Source organism: Caulobacter sp. SRI_014, from assembly GCF_057586315.1.
Window position 1 is genome coordinate 165,907 of the sequence record NZ_JBYCZQ010000004.1, and the last position, 26,579, is coordinate 192,485.

Sequence of the window (26,579 nt, forward strand, 5' to 3'; positions counted from 1 at the left end):
TGACGGGCGGGGGATGCTTTAGTCATGTCGCTTATCGGTCTGGCCGCCGCCGCCGCGCTCGCTTTTCAACAGGCCCCCGCGCCGGCCGAGAAGCCGGCTGAAGACGCCACGGTCTCGGGCATCCAGATCACCGCCCCGCCGCTGGACGAAAAGAAGGCCATCGAGTCATTCGTCGAGAACGTCGCCGCCGACAGCGGCAACGGCCGTATCGCCCGCTGGGACCGCAAGGTCTGTCCGGGCGTGGCCGGGGTGAAGCCGGAATACGCCCAGGTGGTCGCCGACCACATCGCGGCGGTGGCGCTGAAGGTCGGGCTGGAGCCCGGCGCGCCGGGCTGCAACGTCAATGTGCTGGTGGTGTTCACCGCCGACGCCGATGGCTTCGTGAAGCGCTCGCTGAAGAACCACCCCTACGCCTATTCGCGCTATGACCTGGAGATGACTTCGGGCCGCAAGGCGCTGCGCATGTTCCAGGGCTCGGATGCGCCGGTGCGCTGGTGGCATGTCACCCATCGGGTGACCGAGGACGGCACCAAGTACAATTCTGGCGACCAGGTTCAGGTCTATTCGACCGGCCGCATTTCCAGCCGTACGCGCGATGACTTCGACCGCGCCATCGTGGTGGTCGACGTGACCAAGGTGGGGCAGGTGCGGTTCGCCGCCCTGGCCGACTACCTGGCCTTCGTCTCGCTGGCGCAGATCGATCCGCAGGCCGAGCCGAAGACCGGCAGCTCGATCCTCAACCTGTTTGCCGACAAGGCGGCGGGCATCGAGCCGCAGGAGGCGCTGACCAGCTGGGACGTCGCCTATCTGACCGGCGTCTATGAGGCGCGCCGCGACACCCGTAACTCCGACGGCCAGAAGCGGGACATCACCCGCTCGATGGGCAAGGACCTGAAAGAGGGCGAAGAGGGCGGGGATAAGCCCAAGGAATAGGCGCGCGCGCCTGCCTTTGGGGTTGGCCCATGGCCCCCTGCGTGACATAAGGCCCGCTTCGCGCCGGGCCGGGCCTTCGAAAGGCCAAACTCAGCGCGCCCGATCCACCCCGACGCGGGACGATCCGCTCACTCTCGAGCGGCGAACCGCCAGATGAAGACGAACCATGCAGATTGTTGAAAAGTCCGGTGAAGGCCTGAGCAAGGTCTACGGTGTGACCGTCCCGGCCGGTGAACTGGCCGAGCGCCTCGAAAAGCGGATCGAAGAGATCCGGCCCCAGATGAACATCAAGGGCTTCCGCCCCGGCAAGGTGCCGGCCGCGCACGTCAAGCGCGTCTACGGCAAGGGTCTGATGGGCGAGGTGGTCGACGCCGCGCTGAACGAGACCACCCAGAAGATCATCGACGACAACAAGCTGCGTCCCGCCGCCCAGCCGGACCTGAAGCCGACCGTCGACATGAACGACGTCATGGATGGCAAGGCCGACCTGGCTTACGACCTGTCCGTCGAGCTGATGCCCGACTTCGAGCCGATCGACGTCTCCAAGCTGAAGCTGACCAAGCCGGTCTATGAGCCGACCGACAAGGAAGTCGACGAGGCCCTCAAGGACCTGGCCAAGCAGGCCCGTTCCTACGAGCCGCGCACCGGCAAGACCGTCAAGGCCAAGAAGGACGACCAGCTGCTGATCGACTTCGTGGGTTCGATCGACGGCGTCGAGTTCGACGGCGGCAAGGCCGAGGGCGCCGAGCTGGTCATCGGTTCGGGCCAGTTCATCCCGGGTTTCGAAGATCAACTGACCGGCGCCAAGCCGGGCGACGACGTCACCGTCAACGTGACCTTCCCCGAGAACTACCAAGCCGCCAATCTGGCCGGCAAGGACGCGGTCTTCGCGGTGAAGGTGCATGAAGTGCGCGCCCCGAAGGACTCGGAAGTCAACGACGAGCTGGCCACGCGCCTCGGCCTGTCGGACCTGGCCGCCCTGCGCGACATTCTCTCGAAGAACCTGGCCGACCAGTACGGCCGCGCCAGCCGCTTCAAGCTGAAGCGCGCCCTGCTCGACGAGCTGGACAAGGGCCACGACTTCCCGCTGCCCCCCGGCATGGTCCAGGCCGAGTTCGACGGCATTTGGCAACAGGTCGAGGCCGACAAGACGGCGAACAACCTGCCCGAGGAAGACGCCGGCAAGTCCGACGACGACCTGAAGGTCGAGTACCGCAAGATCGCCGAGCGCCGCGTGCGCCTGGGTCTGGTGCTGGCCGAGATCGGCCGCATCAACAACGTGACGATCAGCGACCAGGAACTGAGCACGGCCATCCAGCGCGAAGCCATGGCCATGGCCCAGCAGTACGGCCTGCAGCCGCAACAGGCCTTCGACCTGCTGCGCCAGAACCCGCAGGCCCAGGCCCAGATCCGCGCCCCCCTCTATGAGGATAAGGTCGTCGAACTGATCTTCGACAAGGCGACCATCAAGGACAAGAAGGTCTCCAAGGCCGAACTGGAAGCCGAAGACGACATGCCGGAAGGCTACTGATCCCTCCAGGGATCGGAACTGAACGAGGGCCCCGGAGCGATCCGGGGCCCTTTTTCTTGCGGGCAGCAGTCGGCCTGGCGAAATGGCTTCGGTGATCGTGATAGGATTCCAAGATGCGACCGATCACCGAATGGGATGTCTCTGACCTACAGGCGCTGATTGACAACGGCGTGCCTGAAAGCTTGAGCTTGGACTACAAGCAGTCAAAGGCGCTCAAGAACGATAGCGCATGCCGTACTGAACTCAGCAAAGATGTTTCGGCGTTCGCCAATTCCGATGGGGGATTGATCGTCTTTGGAATTGAGGAAGAGGGTCATCTTCCGCGTCGCTTGGATGATGGAACTGATCCCGCGAAGATTTCTCGAGAGTGGATTGAGCAGGTCATCAACTCCACCATCAAGCCTCGAGTGCAGGGGATCAAGATCAAGCAGATAGAGCTTCCCGGCGGAAATTCGGCCTATGTTCTTGAGGTCCCTCGTGCGGCCGCGATGGCTCCCCACCAGGCCAACGATCACCGGTACTATAAGCGCTTCAATTTCGTGTCCTGCCCTATGGAGGACTATGAAGTTAGAGACGTCCAACGCCGGGCTTCCAAGCCCAGCCTCTACCTTGATTTTGAACCCGACGAGCACAAGCTGGCCAACACGCAAGCTCGCCCGGCATTTCGCATCCGGATCGGGAATCACGCACCAGAGCCCGCCCTGTACAGCACTGTTCACGTGTTCATCGAGGTCGGCCTAAACGCCAAGCTGGACGGTGATTTTAAGAATTCGAGCGGTGCTACGTTTTCCGGGGTTGAGATCCAAGCGTTCTATAAAAACTTGATGGTCCCGCATCACCAGCCGGTCTATCGCGAGACAACTTTCGTGCTGGGAAAACTCGCGTTTGACGATCTCGAAGAGGGTAGGAAGTGCTTCATCGGCTACCGAATTACTTCGCCGGGGTTCTTCCTGGAACGGCAGGGGGTGCTTTCCAAAGATGGTGGCGGCCTGACCATCGCTTGGTCTGATCCAATTCTATAGTCCACCTGACCATGGGCCCGTGCGGCCAATTTGATTAAGTGATTGGAGGTATGGTCCTGCGCCTGTGGAGACATCCATGCCGCCCTGGATCATGGCCCTGATATTCGGATCGCTGGCCCTCGTCGCCGGCTGGGCCCTCGTGCGCGATGTGCGGAGCGGGCAGTCGGGCGACGACATCTGGCGCTTCAACGCCGACAGCAACCCCGCCGGCTATGCCTCGCTGCTGGCCGGCAAGGTGTTCGTCCTGGCCTATGGGGTCGCCACCGTCACCTGGGCTCTGGGGCTCAACGACAACCCGTTTGTGATGCTGAAAGCCGCGCTGGGGCCGCTTGCGCCTTAGCGCCGCCCTTGCATCCTGTTAACCCCGGACCGATATCCGGGAAGCGGGCGTAGGCGCGGTTCGATTCGCGACATGCCTTCCGGATTTCAAGGAGCACCCATGTACTACGACGACTACGAACGCACCGCCGCCAACCTCGTGCCGATGGTGGTCGAGCAAACCAGCCGCGGCGAGCGGGCCTTCGACATCTTCTCGCGCCTGCTGAAAGAGCGGATCATCTTCCTGACCGGTCCGGTCGAGGACGGCATGAGCAGCCTGATCTGCAGCCAGCTTCTCTTCCTGGAGTCCGAGAACCCCAAGAAGGAGATCCAGATGTACATCAACTCGCCGGGCGGCGTGGTGACGTCCGGCCTCGCGATCTACGACACCATGCAATACATCAAGAGCCCGGTGACGACGCTGTGCATGGGCATGGCCGCCTCGATGGGCAGCCTGCTGCTCTGCGCCGGCGCCGCTGGTCAGCGGATCGCCCTGCCCAACGCCCGGATCATGGTCCACCAGCCGTCGGGCGGTTTCCGCGGCCAGGCCTCGGACATCATGCGCCACGCCGAGGACATCCTGAAGACCAAGCAGCGGCTGAACGAGATCTACGTCAAGCACTGCGGCCGGACCTATGAAGAGGTCGAGACCACCCTTGATCGCGACCACTTCATGAGCGCCGACGAAGCCAAGGCCTGGGGCCTGGTCGATCACGTGCAAAGCTCGCGCGAAGAGACCGAAGCCGGCGCCGGCTAAGCTCGCGTTGATCGAAAAGCAGGCGGCCCGCAGCGATGCGGGCCGTTTTGCGTATCAGGGCCTGCCCTTGAAGACGCGATAGCCGGGCTCGTCGGCGATGGCGAGCATCTCCTTGTCGCCCGAGGTGTCGCCGTAGGCGGCGGTCAGGCGCACATCCTCGCCGTAGAGCTCCTTGATCCGCCGCACCTTCTCCGGGCCACGGCAGTTCTGGCCGGCGAAGACGCCCAGGCACCGGCCCTCCGCGTCGAAGGCCAGCTCCGTGCCGATCAGGCCATCGGCCCCCAGGCCTCGGGCGAACGGGGCGACCACGAAGTCGGGCGAGGCGGTGACGATGATGGTCTTGGCGCCCTTGGTGCGCCAGCGCCGCCAGGTGTCGACGGCGTCGGGCCGCATCAGCCGGCCGGAATTCTTTTCGGCGAAGCGGCGGGCTTCTTCCTGCAGCTGCTCCTGGCGCGCACCCTTGAGGAACTCCCGCACGGCGGCCGCCTTGAGTTTTCCGCGGTTGCGGTCGAACAGGTAGACGAAAATCTGCGGCGTCAGCTTCAGGCAGCCCATGGCATAGCGCACCCCGCCGGCCCGCCACTTCAGGAAGGCGGTGAAGCTATCCTTGGTCGTCATGGTGCCGTCGAAATCGAACGCCACCACGCCAAGCTCGTGCAGGGGATCGGTCATGATCCCTCCGCTGACGTTCAGCCGTCCGAGCATCGTCGCCTTGCGCGCCATGGTCCCCATATAGCCCGAACGTCGGGCCTTTCCCCAATCCAGACGCCGCTTGCATCACGATTCGTCACATTCGAGCGATGCGTCAGCGTCACGGCCGTTGTGCGGCTACAACAGGCACACCATCTAGTTTGTTAACGATGGGGCGGCCATTCGGGTCGCCTCGGAGGCAATGTTCCGGTCCCTGTGGCATCGCGGCGCTTGCCGCGAAGCGGCGGATCGGGGAATGTCAAGGTTTAGACAACCCGCACAGTGTAGTCTGCGAATCCAACTCGCAGGATCGTTCCGCGGGGAGGGGGCGTTAGAGCCGCAAGGTTCGAGGCGTCCCGGAGTGTGAGAAGCGAAATGACCAAGGCCGCCAGTGGCGACTCGAAAAGCACCCTGTACTGCTCCTTCTGCGGAAAGAGCCAACATGAGGTGCGCAAGCTGATCGCCGGCCCGACGGTGTTCATCTGTGATGAATGCGTCGAGCTCTGCATGGATATCATCCGCGAGGAGCACAAGATTGCTTTCGTGAAGTCGAAGGACGGCGTCCCGACTCCGAAGGAAATCCGCGAGGTCCTCGACGACTACGTGATCGGCCAGGAGCACGCCAAGAAGGTGCTCTCGGTGGCGGTGCACAACCACTACAAGCGCCTCAACCACGCGACCAAGAACTCCGACGTCGAGCTGGCCAAGTCGAACATCCTGCTGGTCGGTCCGACCGGCACCGGCAAGACCCTGCTGGCCCAGACCCTGGCCCGCATCATCGACGTGCCCTTCACGATGGCCGACGCCACCACCCTGACCGAAGCCGGTTACGTGGGTGAAGACGTCGAGAACATCATCCTCAAGCTGCTCCAGGCCGCCGACTACAACGTCGAGCGGGCCCAGCGCGGCATCGTCTACATCGACGAAATCGACAAGATTAGCCGCAAGTCGGACAACCCCTCGATCACCCGCGACGTGTCGGGCGAGGGCGTCCAGCAGGCGCTGCTGAAGATCATGGAAGGCACCGTCGCTTCAGTGCCTCCGCAGGGCGGCCGCAAGCATCCCCAGCAGGAGTTCCTGCAGGTCGACACGGCCAACATCCTGTTCATCTGCGGCGGCGCCTTCGCCGGCCTCGAGAAGATCATCTCCAGCCGCGGCGTCGGCACCTCGATCGGCTTCGGGGCCAAGGTCACCGATCCGGACGAGCGCCGCACCGGCCAGATCCTGCGCGGCGTCGAGCCCGACGACCTGCAGCGCTTCGGCCTGATCCCCGAATTCATCGGCCGTCTGCCGGTCATCGCCACCCTCGAGGACCTCGACGAGGCGGCGCTGATGACCATCCTGACCGAGCCGAAGAACGCGCTGATCAAGCAGTACGGTCGCCTGTTCGAGATGGAGAACGTCGGCCTGAAGTTCACCGACGACGCCCTGATGGCCGTGGCCCGCAAGGCCATCCTGCGCCGCACCGGCGCGCGCGGCCTGCGCTCGATCATGGAAGGCATTTTGCTGGACACGATGTTCGACCTGCCGTCGTACGAAGGTGTCGAAGAGGTGGTGGTCAACGCCGAGGTCGTCGAAGGCCGCGCTCAGCCGCTGGTCATCTACGCCGAGAAGAAGGGCGGGGCGGGCGCGGCTTAACGCTGCTTCCACCGCTGGAATTGCGAAGGCCCGCTGAGTGATCAGCGGGCCTTTTGCTTTGTCAGAACGCCGCTTCGAGCGGAACGCCGGCCATCGTCACGCGGTGCATCAGGCGGTAGTGGCCGTGGTAGTCGTTCTTGGCGAAGTGCCAGGTGGCGCGGTTGTCCCAGATGGCGACCGAGCCCGGTTCCCACTGGAAGGCGTAGGTGCGCGACTTGTCGATGGCGTGGGGAAGCAGCTGGTAGAGCAGTTCCTGGCCCTCTTCCTTTGACAGACCAACAAAGCCGGTCGTGAAGGCCGGGTTGACGTAGAGGACCGGCTTGCCGCTGCCGGGGTGCTTGATCACAACCGGATGAATGGTTTCGGGCAGGTCGCGGCTGCCGGACAAGGCGTCCTGGTCCGACTGCGCATAGGCGCCGCCTTCGCCAAAGACATGGGCGGTCGAGTGGATGGCCTGCATGTGGCGTACCCGATCCTGCATTTCGGCCGGCAGGCTGTCCCAGGCGGCGTACATGTCGGCGAACAGGGTGTCGCCGCCGCTGGGGGGCAGGTCGCGGGCGACCAGAATGGAGCCAAGGGCCGGTTCGGCGTCGTAGGAATGGTCGGTGTGCCAGCCGCCGCCGATGTTGCTGGTCTGCTCCCTGGTCTTCTCGACCTTGGCGATCTCGGGCCAGTCGGCGTCAGCCGGGAAGAAGCGGTTGACGTCGATCGGAGCGAAGGCGCGCGCCAGATCGAGGTGCTGTTGCCGCGAGAGGGTCTGGCCGCGGAAGAAGAGGACGCCATGCTCGAACAGGGCCTCGCGCAGGATGTCGGCAATATTGGCGTCGATGCGGGAGAGATCGACGTCGTGGACCATGGCGCCGCAGCCGGGCAGCTTTTCGATGGTCAGGGCTTCCTGGATCATGGCGTCCTCCGATGCTTGAGGCATCAAGCCACGGGTGAAGACAAGAGATTGTCACCAAGGTAACAGTTTTGCATGGACCCGCAGATCGCCGCTCATCGCGAACTATTCGACCGTTCCGGCTGGCTGGCCGAGCACCCGCCGGGCTTGCGCGAGGCGCTGCTGGCGGCGGCGCGGACGCGATGGCTGGCCGAAGGGGAGTGGGCGCATGGCGAAGGGGACGAGGCGGCCGGGGTGCTGATGGTGCTGGAGGGGCGGATGCGGCTGTTCGCCAAGGCGCCGGGCGACCGCGAGGCGCTGATAGGAATGATGGGACCTGGCGCGGCGATCGGGCAGAGCCCGGTGTTCGGCGGCGGGCCGCGGCTGGTGACTGCGGTCAGCGTGGGCAAGAGCCTGGTGCTGGTGCTGACCGACGCGGCGCTGCGGCGGGTAGCGGCGGACTGGCCGGGCGTGTGGCAGGTGATTTCGCAGCTCATCTATCGCCAGCTGCAGTTCAACGTGCAGGTGGCGGCGGAGCGGGTGGCGCTGCCGCCCCGGGCCCAGCTGGCTTCGCGGCTGATGATGCTGGCGCTGGGTGGGGATGTCGTTGCGGCCAACCAGACGGACATGGCCGAGATGCTCGGGTTCAGCCGCAAGGCGGTGAACGGCTGGCTGGGCGAGCTGGCCGCGGCGGGGGCGGTCAAGCTGGGATACGGGCGTATCGAGATCCTCAGCCGGCGGCTGCTGGAGCGGGCGATGGCGGAGGGGGCCTGACTCATGCCATCAGTCCGGCCATGAATCTGCTCTACGACACGCTCACCGGCGTTGGCGCGGCCGATGCGCCGTTCCTGGAAAGGTCGGATGGCTCTGTCATCACCTATGGCGCGCTGGATGCCCTGACAGCCCGATGGGCCAATGCCCTGGTGAAGAAGGGGGTGCGGCCGGGGGACAGGGTGGCTGTGCAGGTCGAGAAAAGTCCGGAGAACCTGATCCTCTATCTGGCCACGGTGCGCGCGGGGGCGGTCTTCCTGCCGCTGAACACGGCCTACACCCTGTCGGAGCTGTTCTATTTCGTCACGGACGCCGAGCCGGCTCTGATCGTCTGTGACCCCACGGTTGCGCCTCGCGTCGTCGAGTTCGGCATGACCGCGACCCTGGATGCGAACGGACGGGGGAGCCTGGCCGACCTGGCGGCGGCGAGCCCGGACGTGTTCGAGACCGTCGAGCGCGGCCCCGAGGACCTGGCGGCCATCTGCTACACTTCGGGCACAACGGGGCGGTCGAAGGGGGCGATGCTGACGCATGGCAACCTCACGGCCAATGCGCTGACCCTGGTGAAGCTGTGGTCGTTTACGCCCGCCGATGTGCTGATCCACGCCCTGCCGATCTACCACGTGCACGGGCTGTTCGTGGCGACCAACGTCATCATGGCGGCCGGGGCGTCGATGATCTTCCGGGCGAAGTTCGATGCGGCCGAAGTGCTCGGGCTTATGCGCCGGGCCAGCAGCCTGATGGGCGTGCCGACCTTCTACACCCGGCTGCTAGCCCAGCCCGGGTTGACGCCTCAGGCGACGGCAGGGATGCGGCTGTTCATTTCGGGCTCCGCGCCCCTGCTGGCCGAGACGCACCGGGAATTCGAGGCGCGGACGGGGCATCTGGTCCTTGAACGGTACGGCATGACCGAGACGGGGATGAACACCTCCAATCCCTATGACGGCCAGCGGGTGGCCGGGACGGTCGGGCCGCCGCTGCCGGACGTCAGCTTGCGGATCAGCGATCCGGAGACGGGCGCGCCGATGCCGGCCGGCGAGATCGGCATGATCGAGGTGCGTGGGCCCAACGTGTTCGCCGGCTACTGGCGGATGCCGGAGAAGACGGCGGCGGAGTTCAAGCCGGGCGGCTGGTTCATCACCGGCGATCTGGGGAAGATCGACGAGGCCGGCTACGTCCACATCGTCGGGCGGGGCAAGGACCTGATCATCACGGGCGGGCTGAACGTCTATCCCAAGGAGGTCGAGGCCGAGATCGATGCGCTGCCGGGCGTGGTCGAGAGCGCGGTGATCGGGCTGGCCCATGCTGATTTCGGCGAGGCGGTGACGGCGGTGATCGCCACGGGCGGCAAGCCGGGCCTGACCGAAGAGACAGTGCTGGCGGCGCTTTCGGAGCGGCTGGCGAAGTTCAAGCAGCCCAAGCGGGTGCTGTTCGTCGACGACCTGCCGCGCAACGCCATGGGCAAGGTGCAGAAGGCCCTGTTGCGCGAAACCCATGCCGGGCTCTACAGGGGCTGAATGAGCGACATCATCATCATCGGCGGCGGTCACAACGGTCTGACCTGCGCCTTCTATCTCGCCAGCGCCGGCCTGAAGGTCACCGTGCTGGAGAAGCGCACCGTGGTTGGCGGGGCGGCGGTCACCGAGGAATTCCACCCGGGCTTCCGCAACAGCGTGGCGGCCTACACCGTCAGCCTGCTCAATCCCAAGGTCATCCGCGATCTCGACCTGCCGCGGCACGGGCTGAAGGTGGTGGAGCGCAAGGCGGCCAACTTCCTCCCCGTGAGCGACAGCGACAGCCTGGTCACCGGCGAGGGGCGGACCCATGCCGAGGTGGCGCGGTTCTCGCAGAAGGACGCCGACAATCTCGACGCCTACAACGACCGCCTGGACCGGATTGCAGACGTGCTGCGCGACATCGTCCTGCAGACCCCGCCGGACATGGTCGAGGGCGGCTGGCTGCAGGCGTTGCCGGAGCTGATCAAGAGCGCCTCGCTGGGCAAGCTTGTCTCTAGCTTGGACACAACGGCCAAGCGCGACCTGCTGGCTCTGTTCTCGCAGTCGGCGGGCGACTGGCTGGACGGCTGGTTCGAAAGCGATCCGATCAAGGCGGTGCTGGGTTTCGACGGCGTCGTCGGCAACTACGCCAGCCCCTACACGCCCGGCTCTGCCTATGTGCTGCTGCACCATGTGTTCGGCGAGGTGAACGGCAAGAAGGGCGCCTGGGGCCACGCCGTTGGGGGCATGGGGGCGATCAGCCAGGCGATTGCGTCGGCGGCGCGGGAGAAAGGCGTCGAGATCCGCACCGGCGTCGGGGTGGCCGAGGTGCTGGTCGAGAACGGCCGGGCCGTTGGCGTCGTCACCGACAGCGGTGAGACCCTGCGGGCGCGGGCGGTGGTGTCGAACATCCACCCCAAGCTGCTGTACCAGCGGCTGCTTGATCCGGCGCTTCTGCCGGGCGACTTCAACGAGCGGATCGAGCGGTATCGGTCGGGGTCGGGCACGTTCAGGATGAACGTCGCGCTGAGCGAACTGCCCAGGTTTACCTGTCGGCCGGACAACGGCGACCACATGACCGCCGGCATCATCATGGCCCCGAGCATGGCCTACATGGAGCAGGCCTATATCGAGGCGCGCCAGACCGGCTGGTCGAAGAACCCCATCGTCGAGATGCTGATCCCCTCGACGCTGGACGACAGCCTGGCCCCCGCCGGCCAGCATGTCGCCAGCCTGTTCTGCCAGCATGTGCAGCCGGAGCTGTCGGGCGGCCGGTCGTGGGACGACCACCGCGAGGAAGTCGCCGACGTGATGATCGCCACGGTCGACAAGTGGGCGCCGGGCTTCAAGGCCTCGGTGCTTGGCCGGCAGATCAAGAGCCCGCTCGATCTGGAGCGCGACTTCGGCCTGGTCGGCGGCGACATCTTCCATGGGACGCTGGGCCTGGACCAGCTGTTCTCGGCGCGGCCGGTGCTGGGGCACGGGGCGCATCGGGGGCCGCTCAAGGGACTCTACATGTGCGGCGCGGGCACCCACCCGGGCGGCGGTGTCACCGGCGCGCCGGGGCACAATGCCGCGCGCGAAATCCTCAAGGATGCGGGCAAGCGGGCGTTCTAGGGGTTTGCAAGGCCGGGCGATCACGCTAGCGTTCGGACCATGAAGACCGGCGCCCACCGCTACGTATGAAGCTCCTGCACTGACAGGCTCGACGCCGCGCGTGCGGCAGATGGGCGGCAGAGGCCGCCAGACTTCATCCGGACTGCCTTCCCATGACCTCAACCACTCCTGCCAACACGCCTGATTGGGCCAAGCGTTTCAGCGACCGCATGGCCCGCGTGCGCGCCAGCGAAATCCGCGAGCTGCTCAAGCTGCTCGACCAGCCGGACATCATCTCCTTCGCCGGCGGCATTCCCGACCCGGCCCTGTTTCCGCTCGAGCGGATCGAGGCCGGCTATCAGGCGGTGCTGGCCGATCCGGTGCTGGCGAGGCAGGCGCTGCAGTATTCGGTCAGCGAGGGCTATCTGCCCCTGCGCCAGTGGATTGCCGAGCGGATGACGCGGGACGGCATGCCGTGCGGGCCGGACAACATCATGCTGACCGCCGGGTCGCAGCAGGGGCTGGACCTGCTGGGCAAACTGCTGCTCAGCGGCGGCGACACGGTGATGACCGCGCGGCCGACCTATCTGGGCGCGCTGCAGGCGTTCAACGGCTACCAGCCGACCTACATGGACCTGCCCGAGGGCGCACTGGCCGGCCACGCCAACGAGATTCTGGAAGCGCGATGCCCCGGGTCGGTCGGTTACTTCGTGCCCGACTTCGCCAACCCGACCGGGCGCAGCCTGACCCTGGACGAGCGGGAGGCGCTGCTGGACCTGGCCGGGCGGCTCGACATGACGCTGATCGAGGACGCCGCCTATCGCGAACTGCGCTTCGCGGGTGAGCCGGCGCCGACCCTGCTGGCGCTCGACATCGCTCGCAGCGGGTCCATCGAGGCGGCGCGGACCCTCTATTGCGGCACCTTCTCCAAGACCCTGTCACCGGCCCTGCGCATCGGCTGGATCGCCGGCCCGGCCGTGGTCATCGAAAAGCTGGTCCTGCTCAAGCAGGGCGCCGACCTGCATGTCTCGACGATCAATCAGATGGTCGCCGAGCGGGTGATCTCCGAGGGCTATGACCAGCATCTGGGCCGGCTACGCGCCGCCTATGCCGGCAAGCGTCAGGCTCTGCTGGCGGCGCTGGACCGGCACATGCCGCCGGGGGTGAGCTGGACGCGGCCGGAGGGCGGCATGTTCGTCTGGCTGACCCTGCCCGAAGGCATGGACGGCAAGTCGCTGCTGGAACAGGCGCTGGCCGAGGAGCGGGTCGCCTTCGTGCCCGGGGCGCCGTTCTTCGCCGAGGTGGCTTCGGACAACTGCCTCCGGCTGAGCTACTCCCTTCCGAACGATGCGGACCTCGAAGAGGGTGTGCGGCGGTTGGGGCGGCTGGTCGGGCGGCGCCAAGAATCCGCCCAGCCTTCCGCCACGACAGTCTTTTCCTGACGGCGCCTTCCAGTATCGTCGCCCGCAAGCCGCCAAGACGGCCGTGAGGGAGAGATCGATATGCGCGCCGTCGTTCGCCGTTCGGGACAGCTTGTCTGCGACGAGATCAGCCAGCCGACGCCGGGACCGGGTCAGACCCTGGTCAAGACGCTGCTGTGCGGCATCTGCGGGTCGGACCTGCATGCGCTGCACTATCTCGACCACATGGTCGAGCTGACCCGCAAGGCGGGCGGGCGCGACAGCATGGATCCCAAGGCCGACATGGTCTTCGGCCATGAGTTCTGCGCCGAGGTGATCGAACATGGCGCCGGTGGCGGGCGGTTCAAGCCGGGCACGCGGGTGGTGTCGATCCCGATGACCTTCGGGCCGGCCGGGTTCGAGGCTGTGGGCTATTCCAACAACTTCCCGGGTGGGTTCGCCGAGTACATGGCCCTGACCGAGGCCATGCTGCTGGAGGTGCCCAACGGGCTGGCCACCGACCTGGCGGCGCTGACCGAGCCGATGGCCGTTGGGGCGCATGCCGTCGAACAGGCCGACCTGCAGCCGGGGAGCGCCAGCCTGGTGCTGGGTTGCGGGCCCGTGGGCCTGGCGGTGATCGCGGCGCTGAAGCTGCGCGGCCATGGGCCGATCATCGCCGCTGACTTCTCGCCCGCCCGGCGGCGGCTGGCCGAAAAGCTGGGGGCCGATGTCGTCGTCGATCCGGCCGAGGGCAGTCCGCACCTGAAGTGGAAGGATTTCGGGGTGCCGTCTTCGCTGATGGAGCATGCCATGGCGCGGATGTCGGGGCAGCTCAAAGGGCGCTCGGTGGTGTTCGAATGCGTCGGCTCGCCCGGCGTGCTGCAGAGCGTGATCGAGGGCTGCCCGCCGGGGTCGCAGATTCTGGTGGCCGGGGTCTGCATGGAGGCCGACAAGATCGAGCCGTCGCTGTGCATCAACAAGCAGCTCGATCTGAAGTTCGTGCTTGGCTACACGCCCGAGGAGTTCGCCGCGACCCTGCATGACATTGCCGAGGGTCGGCTGGATGTGGCGCCGCTGATCACCGGCACGGTGGGGCTGTCGGGCGTGGCCCAGGCCTTCAGCGACCTCAAGGATCCCGAGGCTCATGTGAAGATCCTGGTGAATCCGTCGCTCGTCTGATGACCTATACGACCGGTTGAACCGGGGGCTGTTCACGGGCAGGCTGAAGATCGCGAACCCGGAACGGACGGTCGTGGAGATCGGCGTCTGGCGGGTCGACTGAGGAGGGGCGCATGCTCCCGTTGCTGGTCGCCATGGCCTTGCTGGCCGCGCCCGAGCCTGCGGCCGAGGAGCCGCTCCTGACCTTTCATGGAGCGTTTGAACCGGTCGGAAGCACGCCGCCTGCGGGCCACGACCGGCTACCCAGTCTGGGGCCTGGGCCTCGCTTGCTGGACGTCCGCCGGGAGACGATCACAACGGCCTTGCCGATCTGCTTCACCATCACCCCGGCAAGCGAGACGGTGTTCGGCAAGGAGACCTTCGAACTCACCCTGCAGATCGGAAACGGCGAGTCCGACCCTCTGCTGGCCTGGACCAAGACCCACGTCGGCACGCGACTGGCATTGGTCCTCGATGGCGTGGTCGTATCCGGACCGGTACTTCAATCGCCAATCGGCGGGCGGACAGGAGTCATAGTCGGCGATGCGGACCTCGGCGTCATGGTCCGCAAGCGGATGCCGACGCTTGGTGAATGCTAGGCGGGCGCTGAGGCCGCTACGGCCTCGGCCACCCGGGCGCGGTAGAGAGCGGCGATCAGGTCGGTCTGGGTGACCATGCCGACGACCCTGCGGTCCTGGCCCAGGATCATCACTTCGCGCCATTCGCCGTGGGAGAGGACGGGGAGGAGCTCGTCGATGGCCGTGGTTTCGGCGGCGGTGGGCGGGTTCTTTTCCATGGCCTCGACGACCGGGCCTTCACCGCCGGCCAGCAGGATGGCGCGGGTGATCAGGCCGAGCAGGCGGCCTTCGGTGTCGAGAACCGGGGCGGAGCGGAAGTCGTGGCCGGCCAGCAGGGCGCGGGCGTCGGCCTGGCTCGCATCAGACCCCAGGCTGACGACGTGGCGGGACATGATGTCGGCGCAGGCGATGGCGCCGTGCAGGCGGCGGTGGGCCTGGACCTCGACCTGGCGGAACAGGGCGTCGAGATCCTCGCGCGAGACGTCGAGCAGTTCGCCGTAGTGGCGCAGGGCGGCGTCGATGTCGGCCAGGGTGAAGCCGACGCGCTCGTCGGGCAACGGGTCGGCCGTGCCGTGCGGCGCCGGCGGAAGGGCGTGGGCGACGTGCGGGTAGGAACGGCCAGACAGGTTGTTGAAGATCAGGGCGACGGCCAGCAGCAGCACCGAGTTGAGGGCCACGGGAACCAGCACGAAGCTGTAGCCGGCGGCCAGCACAACGGGGCCGCCGACGGCGGTGGTCAGGGCGACAGCGCCTCCGGGGGGATGCAGGCAGCGGCAGATGCTCATGAGAAAGATCGCGCTGGCCACGGCGGCGGCGGCGGCAAGGGTGGGGTCGGGGATGAACTGGACGCAGGTGACGCCAGCCAGGCCGGAGATGACGTTGCCGCCGATGATCGACCAGGGCTGGGCCAGGGGGCTGGCCGGGACCGCGAACAGCAGGACGGCGCTGGCGCCCATCGGCGCGATCAGCAGCGGCAGGGCGCCGGCGTCGGCGACCGTCAGGTGGGTGACCAGACTTGTAACGGCGATGCCGATCAGGGCGCCCGCGAAGGCCTTGAGGCGTTCGCTGAGCGGCTGGGTCGGGGCCTGCGGCAGGAATCGGCGAAGGTACGCAAACATGGTGCGGGCTTTTTGGGCAGAAATTGCCCGAGTTCCAAGCAGGCATCGGGCCGGCTGCTATCGAAGCGACGGGTCTAATATACCGCGTTTTGAGGAGGGAAGGGCTAGCGGAGGAAAATTTTGTGAAAAATATCAGTGTGTTGGGACCAGCCTGTCGCCCTCCTTGAAGCGGCGGGTTGGTCGGATTCGACCAACGACAACGGCTCAACGCACCACCCGGCAACCACCCCAAGTCCAGCCGGCCTGGTTCGCCTCAGGGTGTGGCGGCTCGCGGCGACCGGAATTGGTGATGAATATGTCTAGACTTATTCATGTTGGGCGCCGAACAGCGCCTCGTGACGGGCTTCGATGGCCGGCCAGAGGCTGGCGGCCTCGGGGAGGTCGAGGTTGAAGTCGGCCTTGAGGGTGGCGACGTAGTCGTCGGCGTCGGTGATCAGCCGGTCGCTGGCCCCCCCGGCCGTGAGGGTGCGCAGGGTGCGCCCCCGCATCATCAGCAGGCGGTCGGGCCGGTGGCGCTGGACCACGGCGTTCTGGACGAAGCCGGAGGCCGGGTCGGATTGCAGCCAGACGCAGCGGTCGGCCATGGCCTGCTCGTCGGCGGGGGCGATCTGGAAATCGAAGCTGGGCGCGCCGCCGGCCGGGTGGTTGTGGAGCCGCCACCAGCCGTCGGCCATTTCCTCCAGGCGATAGGCGAAGAGGCCGCCCTGGATGGGGCCGGCGGCGATGGGCCAGGGATCGACCGGGCCGTCGCCGAAGCCGACGTCGGCCATCCACGGGCCCTCGTCCAGATCGACGCGCAGGATCAGATGGTTGCTGATGGCGATGTCGCCGTCCTGCTCGCGGCGGACGCCGGCCATCATGCGGGTGACCTTGAAGCCGATTTCGGAGAGGGCCCAGCCGAGCACGCCGTTCATCTCGTAGCACCAGCCGCCGCGCCGGCGGGTGACGATCTTGTCGTAGGCGAGGGCCGGGTCGGTGACGACCGGCCGCTTCAGCTGAACGTCGAGGTTCTCGTAGGGAATGGCGAAATGGTGGGCGCGATGGACGGCCCGCAGGGTGGCGAGATCAGGGGCGACCGGGCCGGTGTGGCCGATGCGGTCGAGATAGGCGGCGAGGTTCATCGTCTACCTATAGCGCCATTCTCCCACCAATCCGCTCTTCCCGGCATGCGCCGGGAAGAGCGGAATGGTTGAGCCCTCTAGTCCTTCTTGGCCATGCCCATGGCTTCGAGGATTTCCGGGCGGATGTTGTCCGTGCCCTTTTCCTGGATGTGCTGGGCCACGCGCATGCCGACGGCGGCCATGGCCTCGCCGATGAAGCGCGGGCGGTTCTCCGCGGCCCATTTGAGGGAGGCCTCGCGGTTGTCGTTGAGGCCCTGGAACTTCGGGGCGACGTAGCGGGCGAAGAGTTCGTAGGACTTCTTCTTGTTGTCCCATTCGGCCCAGTTGTGATCCATCATCAGGAAGGCGCCGAAGCCGCCCGACTGTTTGTCCAGCCGCTCGATCTGGGCGATGGCGTCGTCGGGGGTGCCGATCACGGCCATGCCCGAGTTGATCAGGGCGTCGACCGGGTCCGACCCGTCCTGCGGGGCCAGCGGCAGGGCGGCGACCTCGCGGAAGTAGTAGAGCCAGTCTTCCAGGCCGAAGCGGACCTGTTCGCGGGCCTCCTCGCGGGTGGCGGCGATGTGCATGGGGCCGACCAGTCGCCAGCCGTTGCGGTCGACGGTCGTGCCGGCGTCCTTCGCGGCTTCCTCGGCGATGGCCCAGTTGCTGGCCAGGGCGTTGAAGCCGCCCGACTGGGTGGCGCCGATGCTGAGCATGCCGATGCCGTGGCGGCCGCAGGCCTTGGCGCCGGTGGGGGAAACCTGGCTGGCGGCGCAGATCTCGACCGACGGGCGGGAGAAGGGAGTCATCTGCAGGCGGGCTTCGTTGAGCTCGAACCACTCGGTCTTCTTCGTCACCTGCTCGCCGCGCAGCAGGGGGACGAGGACGTCGAGAGCCTCGTCCATGCGGTCGCGCTGGGCCGACACCGGGATGCCCATCATGAAGGCGTCGCTGGGCAGGGCGCCCGGGCCGCAGCCCAGCATCACCCGGCCGCGGGTAATGTGGTCCAGCTGGTTGATGCGGTCGGCCAGCATCAGCGGGTGGTGGTAGGGCAGGGAGGAGACGCCGGTGCCCAGGCGGATGTGTCTGGTGCGCTCGGCGACGGTGGCGATGAACAGCTCGGGGCTGGCGATCAGTTCGTAGCCGGCCGAGTGGTGCTCGCCGATCCAGGCTTCCTCATAGCCGAGGCGGTCCATGTGCTGGACCAGCTCGATGTCGCGCTCGAGGGCGAGGGTCGGGTTTTCCTTCAGCGGATGGAAGGGGGCGATGAACGCGCCAAAGCGCATCTTCGTGCCGGCCATGATGATGTTTCTCCCCGTGTGTTATTGGCGATTACCTTACGCGGGGCGGCGGCGTTGGGAAGGGTGACTTGGCGTCAGGTTTGCTCGGATTCCAGCAGACGGATCACCGCGGTCTCGAAGGCGCGGTCTGATTTGCCGGGCTTGAACGTCAAGGTGCGCGCCTCGAAGGCGCGGGTGACGCCCGGGTGGATGTAGGCCTTGCGGCAAACGGCCGGGGTGTTGCCCAGACGTTTTGCGACGTCCTTCACGCAGGCGGTGATGGTGGCCCTGGTCGCCGTCGTATCGCCCTGGGTGCAGAGGATGCGGGCGGCCTCGACCGTGCCGGCCCAGGTGCGGAAGGTCTTTGCGGTGAAGTCCTCGCCGGTCGCATGGCGCAGATAGTCGTTCACGTCGCCCGAGGTGACCGCGCAGATGGCGCCGTCGTCAGCGCGGTACTGGAACAGGCGCTGGCCCCGCAGGTCCTGGCAGGCCTTGACGATGCGGGCCAGGCGCCGGTCGCTGAAGCGTGTGCAGTGGGTCTTGCCGCTCTTGCCCTTGAACTCGAAGGTCCCGCCGACGCTGCTCAGCTTGGCGTGACGGTCGCGCAGGGTGGTCAGGCCGAAGCTCTTGTTGGTTCTGGCGTACTCGTCGTTGCCGACGCGGATCAGGGTCTGTTCCAGCAGGCTGATGACAGCCGCCACAACCTTGGCCCTGGGCAGGCCCTTTTTGCGCAGGTCCTTCTCGATCTGCTTGCGCAGGCGGGGCAGGGCGCGGCCGAAGGCAGCGATACGGCCGAACTTGGCCTCGTCGCGATGGGCGCTCCAGTCGGCGTGGTAACGGTATTGCTTGCGGCCGCGCTCGTCGCGGCCGGTCGCCTGGATGTGGCAGCCGGGGCGGGGCGCGATCCAGACGTCGGTCCAGGCCGGCGGGATGACCAGTTTCTCGATCCGGTCGAGAGTGGCGGCGGCGTCGATCCTGCGGCCGATCTGGTCGTAGTAGGCAAAACGCTTGCCGAGCTGGCGGCGCGTAAAGCCGGGGCCGTCGTCACCGCAGTAGACGAGGCCTTCGGGCAGTTCGTGGAGGATTTCGCCGTCGCGGGGCATCAGGCGGCTGCCTGAATATGTTTGACCTGAGCGGTGTTTCTGAAAAGACCGGACATCGACCTGGACTCGCCTTTCCACCCGCAACGTGGCCGGGCGGAAGCTTGTTCCGCAGCAAGGGGCCGCCGCCTTGAACTACCGCCACGCCTTCCACGCCGGGAACTTCGCCGATCTGGTGAAGCATGCCGGGCTGACCCTGTTGCTGGACGCGCTGATGGCGGAGCCGTCCGGTCTGGTGATCGTCGACACGCATGCGGGCGCCGGCGGCTATGATCTGGAGGGCGAGTTGTCGCGGCGGACCGGCGAGGCGGCGCAGGGGATCTTCCGGTTGATGGAAGCCGATGCGCCGGCCGCGTTCGACCGGTTGAAGGGCGCGGTGAAGGGGATGAATCCGGCGGGCGGCGTGCGCTTCTATCCTGGCTCGCCGAGCCTGATCGGGGCGTCGCTGCGGCCGCAGGACCGCTACACGGCCTGCGAGGTGCGGGATGACGACAAGGCGCTGCTGGCCCAGACCCTGGCGCCCTATCCCGGTGCGCGGGCGGTGCAGGCCGATGGCTATGAGACGGCGCCCGCCACCGTCCCTGCAAAACCCTCGCGGGCCCTGGTGCTGATCGACCCGCCGTTCGAGCGGCCGGATGATTACCAGCGGATCGCGGCCGCCATGGCGGCGGTCCGGGCGAAGAACCCGAAGGCGGTGGTGGCGGTGTGGTTGCCGCTGAAGGACCTGGAGACGTTCGATGGGTTCCTGCGGTCGATCGAGGACGTAGCGCCGGATGCGCTGGTCGCCGAATGCCGGCTGCGCAGGCTGGACAACCCGATGAAGATGAACGGCTGCGCCCTGGTCATCGCCGGGGCGCCGACCGGGCTTGAGGGGCCGCTGGGCGAGGTCTGCGCCTGGGTGGCCGGGCTGGGCGAGGGCGCGGGGCGCGGCGAGGCCTGGCGGCTCGACGGCTGATCACGAAATCTCGCACTTGCGAAATGAGAAGCGGTGTTATGCTGCGTCGCACAATATGCGGAGCGATGCCATGACCCTTGTCGACGCCCACCTTCCCGAAGCCGAAGAGACCGCCGAAAAGGCCCTGCGCCTGCCGGTGGGGATCACCTCACCCCTGTGGTTCATGATCGGCGGAGCCGCCATGGTCGGCGCGGCCGTGTTCTGGGCCAAGGCCTGGCTGACGCCCTCGACGACCGAGGCCGTTGCGGCTGAGGCGGTGACGCCCGAGCTCAAGGTCCTGCCCAAGCCGGAACCTGAGGTCGAGGCTGCCATCGAGAAGGCGGCCGAGGTTGCGCCAGAGCTCGTTGAGGACGTTGTGGAGGCGGTCGTCGAGGCGCCCGTGGCTGTGGTCGAGGCCATCATCGAAGCCGCGCCGGAACCGGAGATCGTGGTCGAGGCGCCGGCTGTGCCGACGCCGGACGACCTGACCGTGATGACCGGCATCGGGCCCAAGATGGCCGCCATGCTGGCCGAGAAGGGGATCACCCGCTTTGCCCAGATCGCTGCCTGGAGCGAGGATGACATCGCCGGCTTCGACAAGGAGCTCAAGCTGATGGGCCGGGTGACCCGCGAAGCCTGGGTGGCGCAGGCGAAGCGGCTGGCGGGCGCCTAGTTCGGCTTCAAGATCTCATCGAGCGCCCTGCGCGAGGGCGAGTCCGGCTCCAGCGCCTTGTCGGAGTTGCCGCAGACGAAGCCGCTCTCGGTGGTTTTGCAGCGCATCTTGCCTTCGTCCGGCCATGCTCCGGGCGGGGCGTTTGCCTCCTTGCCGGCCTGCTCGGCCCGTTCGATGGCTGCACGATTGGCGGCCTCGCGGGCCTCGGCCTCGGTCATCAGTTTGGGCGGGGCGTGGGAGTCCAGATAGGCGTCGATACCCCAATCCTCCTCGTCATCCTTGCGGACCGGGGGCGGCGAGGCCGACGGCTGGAAGTCCCAGTTTATCGGGGCGGCCTTGGCCGCCGCCTCAGACTGCCGCTGAGCCTCGGCCTTTCGTTTGGCCTCTTCGATGGCCGACGCTGAAGGCTGCGGAACGATCTGGCCTGTGGCGACGGGGCCGTCAGTGGGCTGGGCGGCGAGCAGGGCGAGGGTAAGGGCCAGGCTGAGCATGCGGCCAGCATGACGCCGGCCCCCCAAGGCCCGCTAGATCGGAAAAATGGGGGCTAGTGGGCGGTGGCCGATGGCTCCGGCGTGACGGGGCCCTTGCGGACGATTTCGTCGCTGGCCTGGGCGGCGATCAGGTCGGCTTCGGGGCCGGTGAGGCCGAGGCCGCGCAGGATCAGGGCGCACATCTGCTGGGACAGGGAGACGGCGAAGGGCGCCGTCGGCTCCTGCACCACACGGACCAGGGCCAGCTGGGTGACGCCGAGCACGAACAGGACGCCGGCCTCGACCGTGGCGACGGTGAAGCGGCCGGCGGCCAGGCCGTTCTCGATGTCCTCGACCAGGCCCTTGTTGAGCGGGGCAGACAGGGAGGTGTGGCCGCTGTGTATGCGGACCAGGACGCCGGCCGATTCCGCATGGTCCAGGGCGAAGCGCAGGTAGCCGCAGACGGCGCGGGCCATGCGGCGCGCAGGGTCGCTGACGCCCGCGTTCGCCTGGGTGACGGCGGCCTCGACGCTGGCGCGGATCTCGCTGCTGATGACCCGGACCAGCGCCTCGCGGTCGGCGAAGTGGTTGTAGAAGCTGCCCTTGCCGACAGCGGCGGCCTGGACGATGTCGTCGACCGTCACCGCGTCGATAGGGCGTTCGCGATAGAGCCGGCGGCCGGCGCCGATCAGGGCGGCGCGGGTGCGCATGGCGCGAGGATTGCCGCGGTCGATGGTCATGCGGTCTCCAGGGTCGGTTGGCGGGTCCAGGCGGCCAGCAGTGCGGTGGGCTCGCCGGAGCCAAAGACGCAGCGGTCCGGGCGGACGAGGACGGCTTGCGCGTCCTGCCTGTCCAACCAGGCGGTCAGCATGGCGCGGAAGGGCGCGAGGGCGGGGGTGTCGAGGGTCAGGACGGTGATGCCCTGCGGCGCATCGACCGGCGCCCGGGAGAGCAGCCAGGGGGCATTGCCGACCAGATCATCCAGGCGCAGGTCGCCGACGCGGGGCTGGGGGAAGATCGTGCCGGCGGCGGGGGCGCCGGGCAGGATCGCGCCGGCTTCGAAGGGACGGGGGGCGAGCGGGGGCAGAGGCGGCGCGCCCGAGGCCTTGGCGGCCAGCATGCCGGCGTCGCGCTGGGCGGCGGCGGCGGGGTCGAGCAGGCAGACGACGCGGCCCATGCCGATGGCCAGTTCGATGGCGGCGCGGACGTGGGGTTCGCGTTCGCTCTGGTAGGTGTCGAGCAGGGCCTCGCGGGCCTCGCCGCGCAGGACGGCGGCCAGCTTCCAGGCCAGGTTGGCGGCGTCACGCAGGCCGGCGCACATGCCCTGGCCGGCGAAGGGCGGGGTCTGGTGGGCGGCGTCGCCGGCGATCAGCGCCCGGCCGTCGCGCCAGCGGTTGGCGACCAGGCCGTGGAAACGATAGACGGCCCGCCGCTCGATCTCGACCGGGCCGCAGTTCCAGGGTTCGAGCAATCGGCGCACCGAGGCGTCGTGGCGCATGGCCTCGGCGTCCTCGCCGGGCAGCAGCATGAACTCCCAGCGGTGGCGGCCGGGGCCGCTCATCACACAGGTGGTCGGCCGGGCCGGGTCGCAAAGCTGGATGTTGCGGTCCGGCGTCTCGCAGCCGTCGCCGGCGCGGACGTCGACGACCAGCCAGGGCTCGTCGAACTGGTAGTCGAACAGGCCGCCGCCAATGGCTTCGCGCACCGGGCTGGAGGCGCCGTCGCAGCCGACGAGGTAGCGGGCGGTGACGATTTCGGGGCCCTGGGGGCCGAGGATCCGGGCGGTGACGCCATCGGAGGCTTGGGTGAACTGCTCCAGGCGGACGCCGAGGCGGACCTCGACGGCGGGCAGGTCGGCCAGCCGCTCGCGCAGCACGGCCTCCAGGCCCGGCTGGTGGAACATGTAGCCGCCGCCCCAGCCGGAGGGCGTCTCGCGGGCCGGGGGCAGCATCATCAGGACGTCGCCGGCGGCGTTGCGGAACTCATAGTCCGGCACGTCGCGGGCGTGGGCCAGCACCGACTCGGCGACCCCCAGCTGCTGGAACAGCCGCATGATCTCGTGATCGAAGTGGACGGCGCGGGGCAGGGGGTAGGGACCGGTCTCCTGCTCGACGACGAGGACGCGCACGCCCCGCTGGCCCAGCAGGCCGGCCAGCACCGCGCCGACCGGGCCCAGACCGACGATGAGGACTTCGGTGTCCAAGTCAGACCTCGTCGGCGCAGGGGTTGTCGAGGGCGCCGAGGCCCTCGATCTCGACCCGGACCCTGTCGCCGGCCTTGAGGAAGCGCATCGGCTTCATGGCCGCGCCGATGCCGCCGGGCGTGCCGGTGAAGATCAGGTCGCCGGGCTCCAGGGTCATGGCCTGGCTGAGGTGGGCGATCTGGTCCCAGACGTCGAAGACCAGATGGCTGGTGTTGGACTCCTGGCGGACCTCGCCGTTGACCAGGCAGCGGATGCCGCGGCCGTGCGGGTCAGGAGCTTCGTCGGCGGTGGTGATCCAGGGGCCGAAGGGGGCGTGGCTGTCGAACGACTTTCCCAGCACCCATTGCGGCGTGCGGTGCTGCCAGGCGCGTTCGGTGGCGTCATTGCCGCAGCAATAGCCGAAGATAGCGGCCGGAGCGGCTTCGCGGCCGATGTGGCGGCCTCCCTTGCCGATGACGGCGACCAGCTCGGCCTCGTAGTCGAGGGCCTGGCTGACCTTGGGGACCTGGATGGGGTCGTGAGGGCCGTTCGCGCTGGTCGGGGCCTTGGAGAACCAGACCTGATGTTCGGGCGTACCCAGGTTGCTCTCGGCAATGTGGTCGGCGTAGTTCAGGCCGATGGCCATGATCTTGCCCGGACGGCGGATCGGGGCCAGCAGGCGGACGCTGTCGAGGGCGACCGCGTCGGCGGCGGCGTCAGCGAGGCGGCGGACCTCGCCCTCGACCTGATCCCAGGCGGCGATCAGGCCGATCATCTCGCCGGGGAGGCCGGGGCTTAAGGGAACAATGCGGTCGCCGGTGACGACGCCCAGGCGGGCGCCGGCGCCCTTGTCGAAAGTGGCCAGTTTCATTGGTTGTTCCTCAGCCCATGGTCGAGGGCATCGACGGCCCCCATTGCACGCCCAGCAGGTCCTGCAGGCCCGCGACGTTGGAGCCGTCGTCGGCGGTGAACAGGTCGCCGTCGGTCCAGTGTTCCAGGGTGTGGCCCCAGGGGTCGCGCCAGTAGTCGAAGACCTGGCTGCCGAGGATGTGGCGGCCGACGCCCCATTCGGCGTCGCGGCCGGCTTCCTTCAGGCGCTGGTGGCCGCGCATCAGGTCGTCGAGATCGCTGACCTCGAAGGCGGCGTGATTGAAGCCCGGGCCCTTGGGCGCCTGCAGCAGGAAAAGGGTGTGGTGATCGGTTGGTGTCTCGCCCCGGTCACAGCGCAGGAAGGCGCCGATGGCGAAGCCGGGAGCCGGCTGGATCTCGTCGGAGGTGATGAGGCCGAAGCGGTCCTTGTACCAGCGCTCGGAGGCGCGGAAGTCGGAGACGTTGAGCACCACGTGGCCCAGGCGCACGACCTGGGCCGCGCCGGCGGCGATGCGCCTGGTGGCCCTCAGCCGTTGGCGTTCCGCGGCGCGGTTCCATGGCGCCGTTGAGGTGAGGGGCAGGGGATCGGCGGGGGCCTGGCCGGCGACAACCTCGACGGTGTGGCCGTCCGGATCGGTCAGGGTGACGACCTTGCCGCCGCCCGGCAGGTCGCTGTCGCGGACCTGGACGCCTTCGGCGGCTGCCAGGCGGTCGAGATCGGCGACGCTTTCGGCGCGGAAGGCGATGGCGGCGAAGCCGGGATCGCCGAGGTCGGTGACGTGGGTCGCCGGCGCGGAGCCGGCGCCGCGAGCGACGAGGCGGACCGGCGTTTCCTCGGCGACCGACAGGCCGAAATCATCGAGGAAGGCGCGCATCGCGGCCAGGTCCGGGGCGCGGAAACGGACGTACGCGACGTCCTCGATCTTGATCGTGCTCATGGCGAAGGTCTTAGTTGACGATTTCGTCAGAATGATCGAACTGCTCTGCTCTGGCAAGAGGGCTCGTTCTTGCGCCTCAGGCGGCAAGATTGACGGAAGGGTCAACAGCCATGGCCGAGGATGACGGGGCCGCCGGCGAACGGCCCGGCCTACAGCCCGAACGCCGCCAGAAGCTGGTCGGCGGCCAGGGAGGCGGGGACCTCGCCCGCCAGGACCTGAGCCTCCAGCGCCGGGGCGAGGGCGGCGACCTTCGGATGTTCGCGGAAGGCGCGGCCCAGACGGTCGTTGACCATGGCCCACATCCAACGGCCGTTCTGGCCGGCCCGGCGGGCGGCGCGCATCCCGTTGGCGGTCATCACCTCGCGGTGGCGTTCGATCTGGGCCCAGAGGACGTCGAGGCCGGCGTTGTTGAGGCCGGAGGCGGTGAGGACCGGCGGGGTCCAGTCGGGGTGGGCGGGCGTCAGGATGTGCAGGGCGTTGCGATATTCGCGGGCGCTGCGTTCGGCGCGGGGCGGGTCGGTGTCGGCCTTGTTGATCAGGATCAGGTCGGCGATCTCGATCAGGCCCTTCTTGATGCCTTGCAGTTCGTCGCCGCCGCCGGGAATGAGAACGGCCATGAACAGGTCGACCATGTCGGCGACGACGGTTTCGGACTGGCCGACGCCGACCGTTTCGACGATGACGACATCGAAGCCGGCCGCCTCGCAGAGCAGGATGGCCTCGCGGGTCTTGCGGGCGACGCCGCCCAGTTCGCCGCCGCTGGGGCTGGGGCGGATGAAGGCGCGCTGGTCCATCGCCAGACGTTCCATGCGGGTCTTGTCGCCGAGGATGGAGCCGCCGGTGCGGGTGGAGCTGGGGTCGACGGCGAGGACGGCGACGCGATGGCCGGCCTCTGTGAGATTGCAGCCGAGGGCCTCGATGGTGGTCGACTTGCCGGCCCCGGGAACGCCGGTGATGCCCAGGCGCTGGGCCTTGCCGGTGTGGGGCATGAGGCGTTGCAGCAACTGGCGGGCGGCGGCCTGGTGATCGGTGCGGCGGCTCTCGACCAGGGTGATGGCGCGGGCGAGCGCCGCCCTGGATTCGTGGGGGCGATCTTGCGCGATGAGTCGGCTGGCGAGGGTGTCGAGGTCGGGGAGGCTCACC

26 protein-coding genes are annotated in these 26,579 nt (G+C 67.7%); 14 read left to right on the forward strand and 12 right to left on the reverse strand.

Annotated features, from left to right (window positions below; all coding sequences use genetic code 11):
* Positions 1-24 precede the first annotated feature (24 nt).
* From AC2YG9_RS11710 to AC2YG9_RS11730, 5 genes are all read left to right on the forward strand, one after another.
* Complete coding sequence (locus AC2YG9_RS11710; RefSeq protein ID WP_487298152.1) at positions 25-933, forward strand: hypothetical protein; 909 nt, start codon at positions 25-27, stop codon at positions 931-933.
* Positions 934-1,099: 166 nt separating this feature from the next.
* Complete coding sequence (gene tig / locus AC2YG9_RS11715) at positions 1,100-2,464, forward strand: trigger factor (RefSeq protein ID WP_487298153.1); 1,365 nt, start codon at positions 1,100-1,102, stop codon at positions 2,462-2,464.
* 113 nt (positions 2,465-2,577) lie between these two features.
* Complete coding sequence (locus AC2YG9_RS11720; protein ID WP_487298154.1) at positions 2,578-3,486, forward strand: AlbA family DNA-binding domain-containing protein; 909 nt, start codon at positions 2,578-2,580, stop codon at positions 3,484-3,486.
* A 76-nt stretch (positions 3,487-3,562) separates the two neighbouring features.
* Entirely contained in the window at positions 3,563-3,826 is a 264-nt protein-coding gene (locus AC2YG9_RS11725; RefSeq protein ID WP_487298155.1) for a hypothetical protein, read from the forward strand.
* 99 nt (positions 3,827-3,925) lie between these two features.
* Positions 3,926-4,561, forward strand: coding sequence for an ATP-dependent Clp protease proteolytic subunit (locus AC2YG9_RS11730; protein ID WP_487298156.1), 636 nt, complete (start codon positions 3,926-3,928; stop codon positions 4,559-4,561).
* 54 nt (positions 4,562-4,615) lie between these two features.
* Here AC2YG9_RS11730 and AC2YG9_RS11735 read toward each other — a convergent pair whose 3' ends face one another.
* Positions 4,616-5,284: an HAD-IB family hydrolase gene (locus tag AC2YG9_RS11735; RefSeq protein ID WP_487298157.1), complete on the reverse strand. Its 669-nt coding sequence runs from the start codon at positions 5,282-5,284 to the stop codon at positions 4,616-4,618.
* Between the two features lie 342 nt (positions 5,285-5,626).
* On the opposite strand from AC2YG9_RS11735, the gene clpX reads away from it, so the two are divergent.
* Positions 5,627-6,889, forward strand: coding sequence for an ATP-dependent Clp protease ATP-binding subunit ClpX (clpX, locus tag AC2YG9_RS11740; RefSeq protein WP_487298158.1), 1,263 nt, complete (start codon positions 5,627-5,629; stop codon positions 6,887-6,889).
* A gap of 61 nt (positions 6,890-6,950) precedes the next feature.
* Here clpX and AC2YG9_RS11745 read toward each other — a convergent pair whose 3' ends face one another.
* Positions 6,951-7,793 (reverse strand): TauD/TfdA dioxygenase family protein, encoded by an 843-nt coding sequence (locus tag AC2YG9_RS11745; protein ID WP_487298159.1) that lies wholly within the window; start codon positions 7,791-7,793, stop codon positions 6,951-6,953.
* Between the two features lie 72 nt (positions 7,794-7,865).
* Between AC2YG9_RS11745 and AC2YG9_RS11750 the strand changes: the two genes are divergently transcribed.
* The 6 genes from AC2YG9_RS11750 (at position 7,866) to AC2YG9_RS11775 (ending at position 14,789) form a co-directional block, all read left to right on the forward strand.
* A complete protein-coding gene (locus tag AC2YG9_RS11750) occupies positions 7,866-8,543 on the forward strand; it encodes a Crp/Fnr family transcriptional regulator (RefSeq protein ID WP_487298160.1) in 678 nt (225 codons plus the stop codon).
* 20 nt (positions 8,544-8,563) lie between these two features.
* Entirely contained in the window at positions 8,564-10,057 is a 1,494-nt protein-coding gene (locus AC2YG9_RS11755) for a malonate--CoA ligase (protein ID WP_487298161.1), read from the forward strand.
* Positions 10,058-11,653, forward strand: a complete 1,596-nt coding sequence (locus AC2YG9_RS11760) for a phytoene desaturase family protein (protein ID WP_487298162.1) — start codon at positions 10,058-10,060, stop codon at positions 11,651-11,653.
* Positions 11,654-11,805: 152 nt separating this feature from the next.
* Positions 11,806-13,074, forward strand: coding sequence for an aminotransferase-like domain-containing protein (locus AC2YG9_RS11765; RefSeq protein ID WP_487298163.1), 1,269 nt, complete (start codon positions 11,806-11,808; stop codon positions 13,072-13,074).
* A 60-nt stretch (positions 13,075-13,134) separates the two neighbouring features.
* A complete protein-coding gene (locus AC2YG9_RS11770; RefSeq protein WP_487298164.1) occupies positions 13,135-14,211 on the forward strand; it encodes a zinc-binding dehydrogenase in 1,077 nt (358 codons plus the stop codon).
* 113 nt (positions 14,212-14,324) lie between these two features.
* Positions 14,325-14,789, forward strand: a complete 465-nt coding sequence (locus AC2YG9_RS11775) for a SecDF P1 head subdomain-containing protein (RefSeq protein ID WP_487298165.1) — start codon at positions 14,325-14,327, stop codon at positions 14,787-14,789.
* On the opposite strand, the gene AC2YG9_RS11780 is transcribed toward AC2YG9_RS11775, so the two are convergent.
* From AC2YG9_RS11780 to AC2YG9_RS11795, 4 genes are all read right to left on the reverse strand, one after another.
* Positions 14,786-15,886, reverse strand: a complete 1,101-nt coding sequence (locus AC2YG9_RS11780; RefSeq protein ID WP_487298166.1) for an HPP family protein — start codon at positions 15,884-15,886, stop codon at positions 14,786-14,788. The genes AC2YG9_RS11775 and AC2YG9_RS11780 overlap by 4 nt on opposite strands.
* 305 nt (positions 15,887-16,191) lie before the next feature.
* Entirely contained in the window at positions 16,192-17,007 is an 816-nt protein-coding gene (locus AC2YG9_RS11785) for an arylamine N-acetyltransferase family protein (protein WP_487298167.1), read from the reverse strand.
* A gap of 77 nt (positions 17,008-17,084) precedes the next feature.
* Positions 17,085-18,290 (reverse strand): LLM class flavin-dependent oxidoreductase, encoded by a 1,206-nt coding sequence (locus AC2YG9_RS11790; RefSeq protein WP_487298168.1) that lies wholly within the window; start codon positions 18,288-18,290, stop codon positions 17,085-17,087.
* Positions 18,291-18,364: 74 nt separating this feature from the next.
* Complete coding sequence (locus AC2YG9_RS11795; protein ID WP_487298169.1) at positions 18,365-19,372, reverse strand: DNA topoisomerase IB; 1,008 nt, start codon at positions 19,370-19,372, stop codon at positions 18,365-18,367.
* A 127-nt stretch (positions 19,373-19,499) separates the two neighbouring features.
* Here AC2YG9_RS11795 and rlmJ point away from each other — a divergent pair, with 127 nt between their 5' ends.
* Positions 19,500-20,324, forward strand: a complete 825-nt coding sequence (gene rlmJ / locus AC2YG9_RS11800) for a 23S rRNA (adenine(2030)-N(6))-methyltransferase RlmJ (protein WP_487298170.1) — start codon at positions 19,500-19,502, stop codon at positions 20,322-20,324.
* Between the two features lie 70 nt (positions 20,325-20,394).
* Positions 20,395-20,976, forward strand: coding sequence for a hypothetical protein (locus tag AC2YG9_RS11805; RefSeq protein WP_487298171.1), 582 nt, complete (start codon positions 20,395-20,397; stop codon positions 20,974-20,976).
* Here AC2YG9_RS11805 and AC2YG9_RS11810 read toward each other — a convergent pair.
* The 6 genes from AC2YG9_RS11810 to meaB all read right to left on the reverse strand — a co-directional run bounded on the left by AC2YG9_RS11810 (position 20,973) and on the right by meaB (position 26,578).
* Positions 20,973-21,467 (reverse strand): hypothetical protein, encoded by a 495-nt coding sequence (locus AC2YG9_RS11810; protein ID WP_487298172.1) that lies wholly within the window; start codon positions 21,465-21,467, stop codon positions 20,973-20,975. The genes AC2YG9_RS11805 and AC2YG9_RS11810 overlap by 4 nt on opposite strands.
* 53 nt (positions 21,468-21,520) lie before the next feature.
* Positions 21,521-22,186, reverse strand: a complete 666-nt coding sequence (locus AC2YG9_RS11815) for a TetR/AcrR family transcriptional regulator (RefSeq protein WP_487298173.1) — start codon at positions 22,184-22,186, stop codon at positions 21,521-21,523.
* Positions 22,183-23,649, reverse strand: a complete 1,467-nt coding sequence (gene mhpA, locus AC2YG9_RS11820) for a bifunctional 3-(3-hydroxy-phenyl)propionate/3-hydroxycinnamic acid hydroxylase MhpA (protein WP_487298174.1) — start codon at positions 23,647-23,649, stop codon at positions 22,183-22,185. The genes AC2YG9_RS11815 and mhpA overlap by 4 nt, the downstream gene beginning before the upstream one ends.
* Before the next feature lies 1 nt (position 23,650).
* Entirely contained in the window at positions 23,651-24,499 is an 849-nt protein-coding gene (locus AC2YG9_RS11825; RefSeq protein WP_487298175.1) for a fumarylacetoacetate hydrolase family protein, read from the reverse strand.
* 10 nt (positions 24,500-24,509) lie between these two features.
* The gene (locus tag AC2YG9_RS11830; protein WP_487298176.1) at positions 24,510-25,436 is read right to left on the reverse strand and encodes a VOC family protein; all 927 of its coding nucleotides are present in this window, start codon (positions 25,434-25,436) and stop codon (positions 24,510-24,512) included.
* Between the two features lie 149 nt (positions 25,437-25,585).
* Positions 25,586-26,578: a methylmalonyl Co-A mutase-associated GTPase MeaB gene (gene meaB, locus AC2YG9_RS11835; RefSeq protein ID WP_487298177.1), complete on the reverse strand. Its 993-nt coding sequence runs from the start codon at positions 26,576-26,578 to the stop codon at positions 25,586-25,588.
* Between the last annotated feature and the right edge of the window lies 1 nt (position 26,579).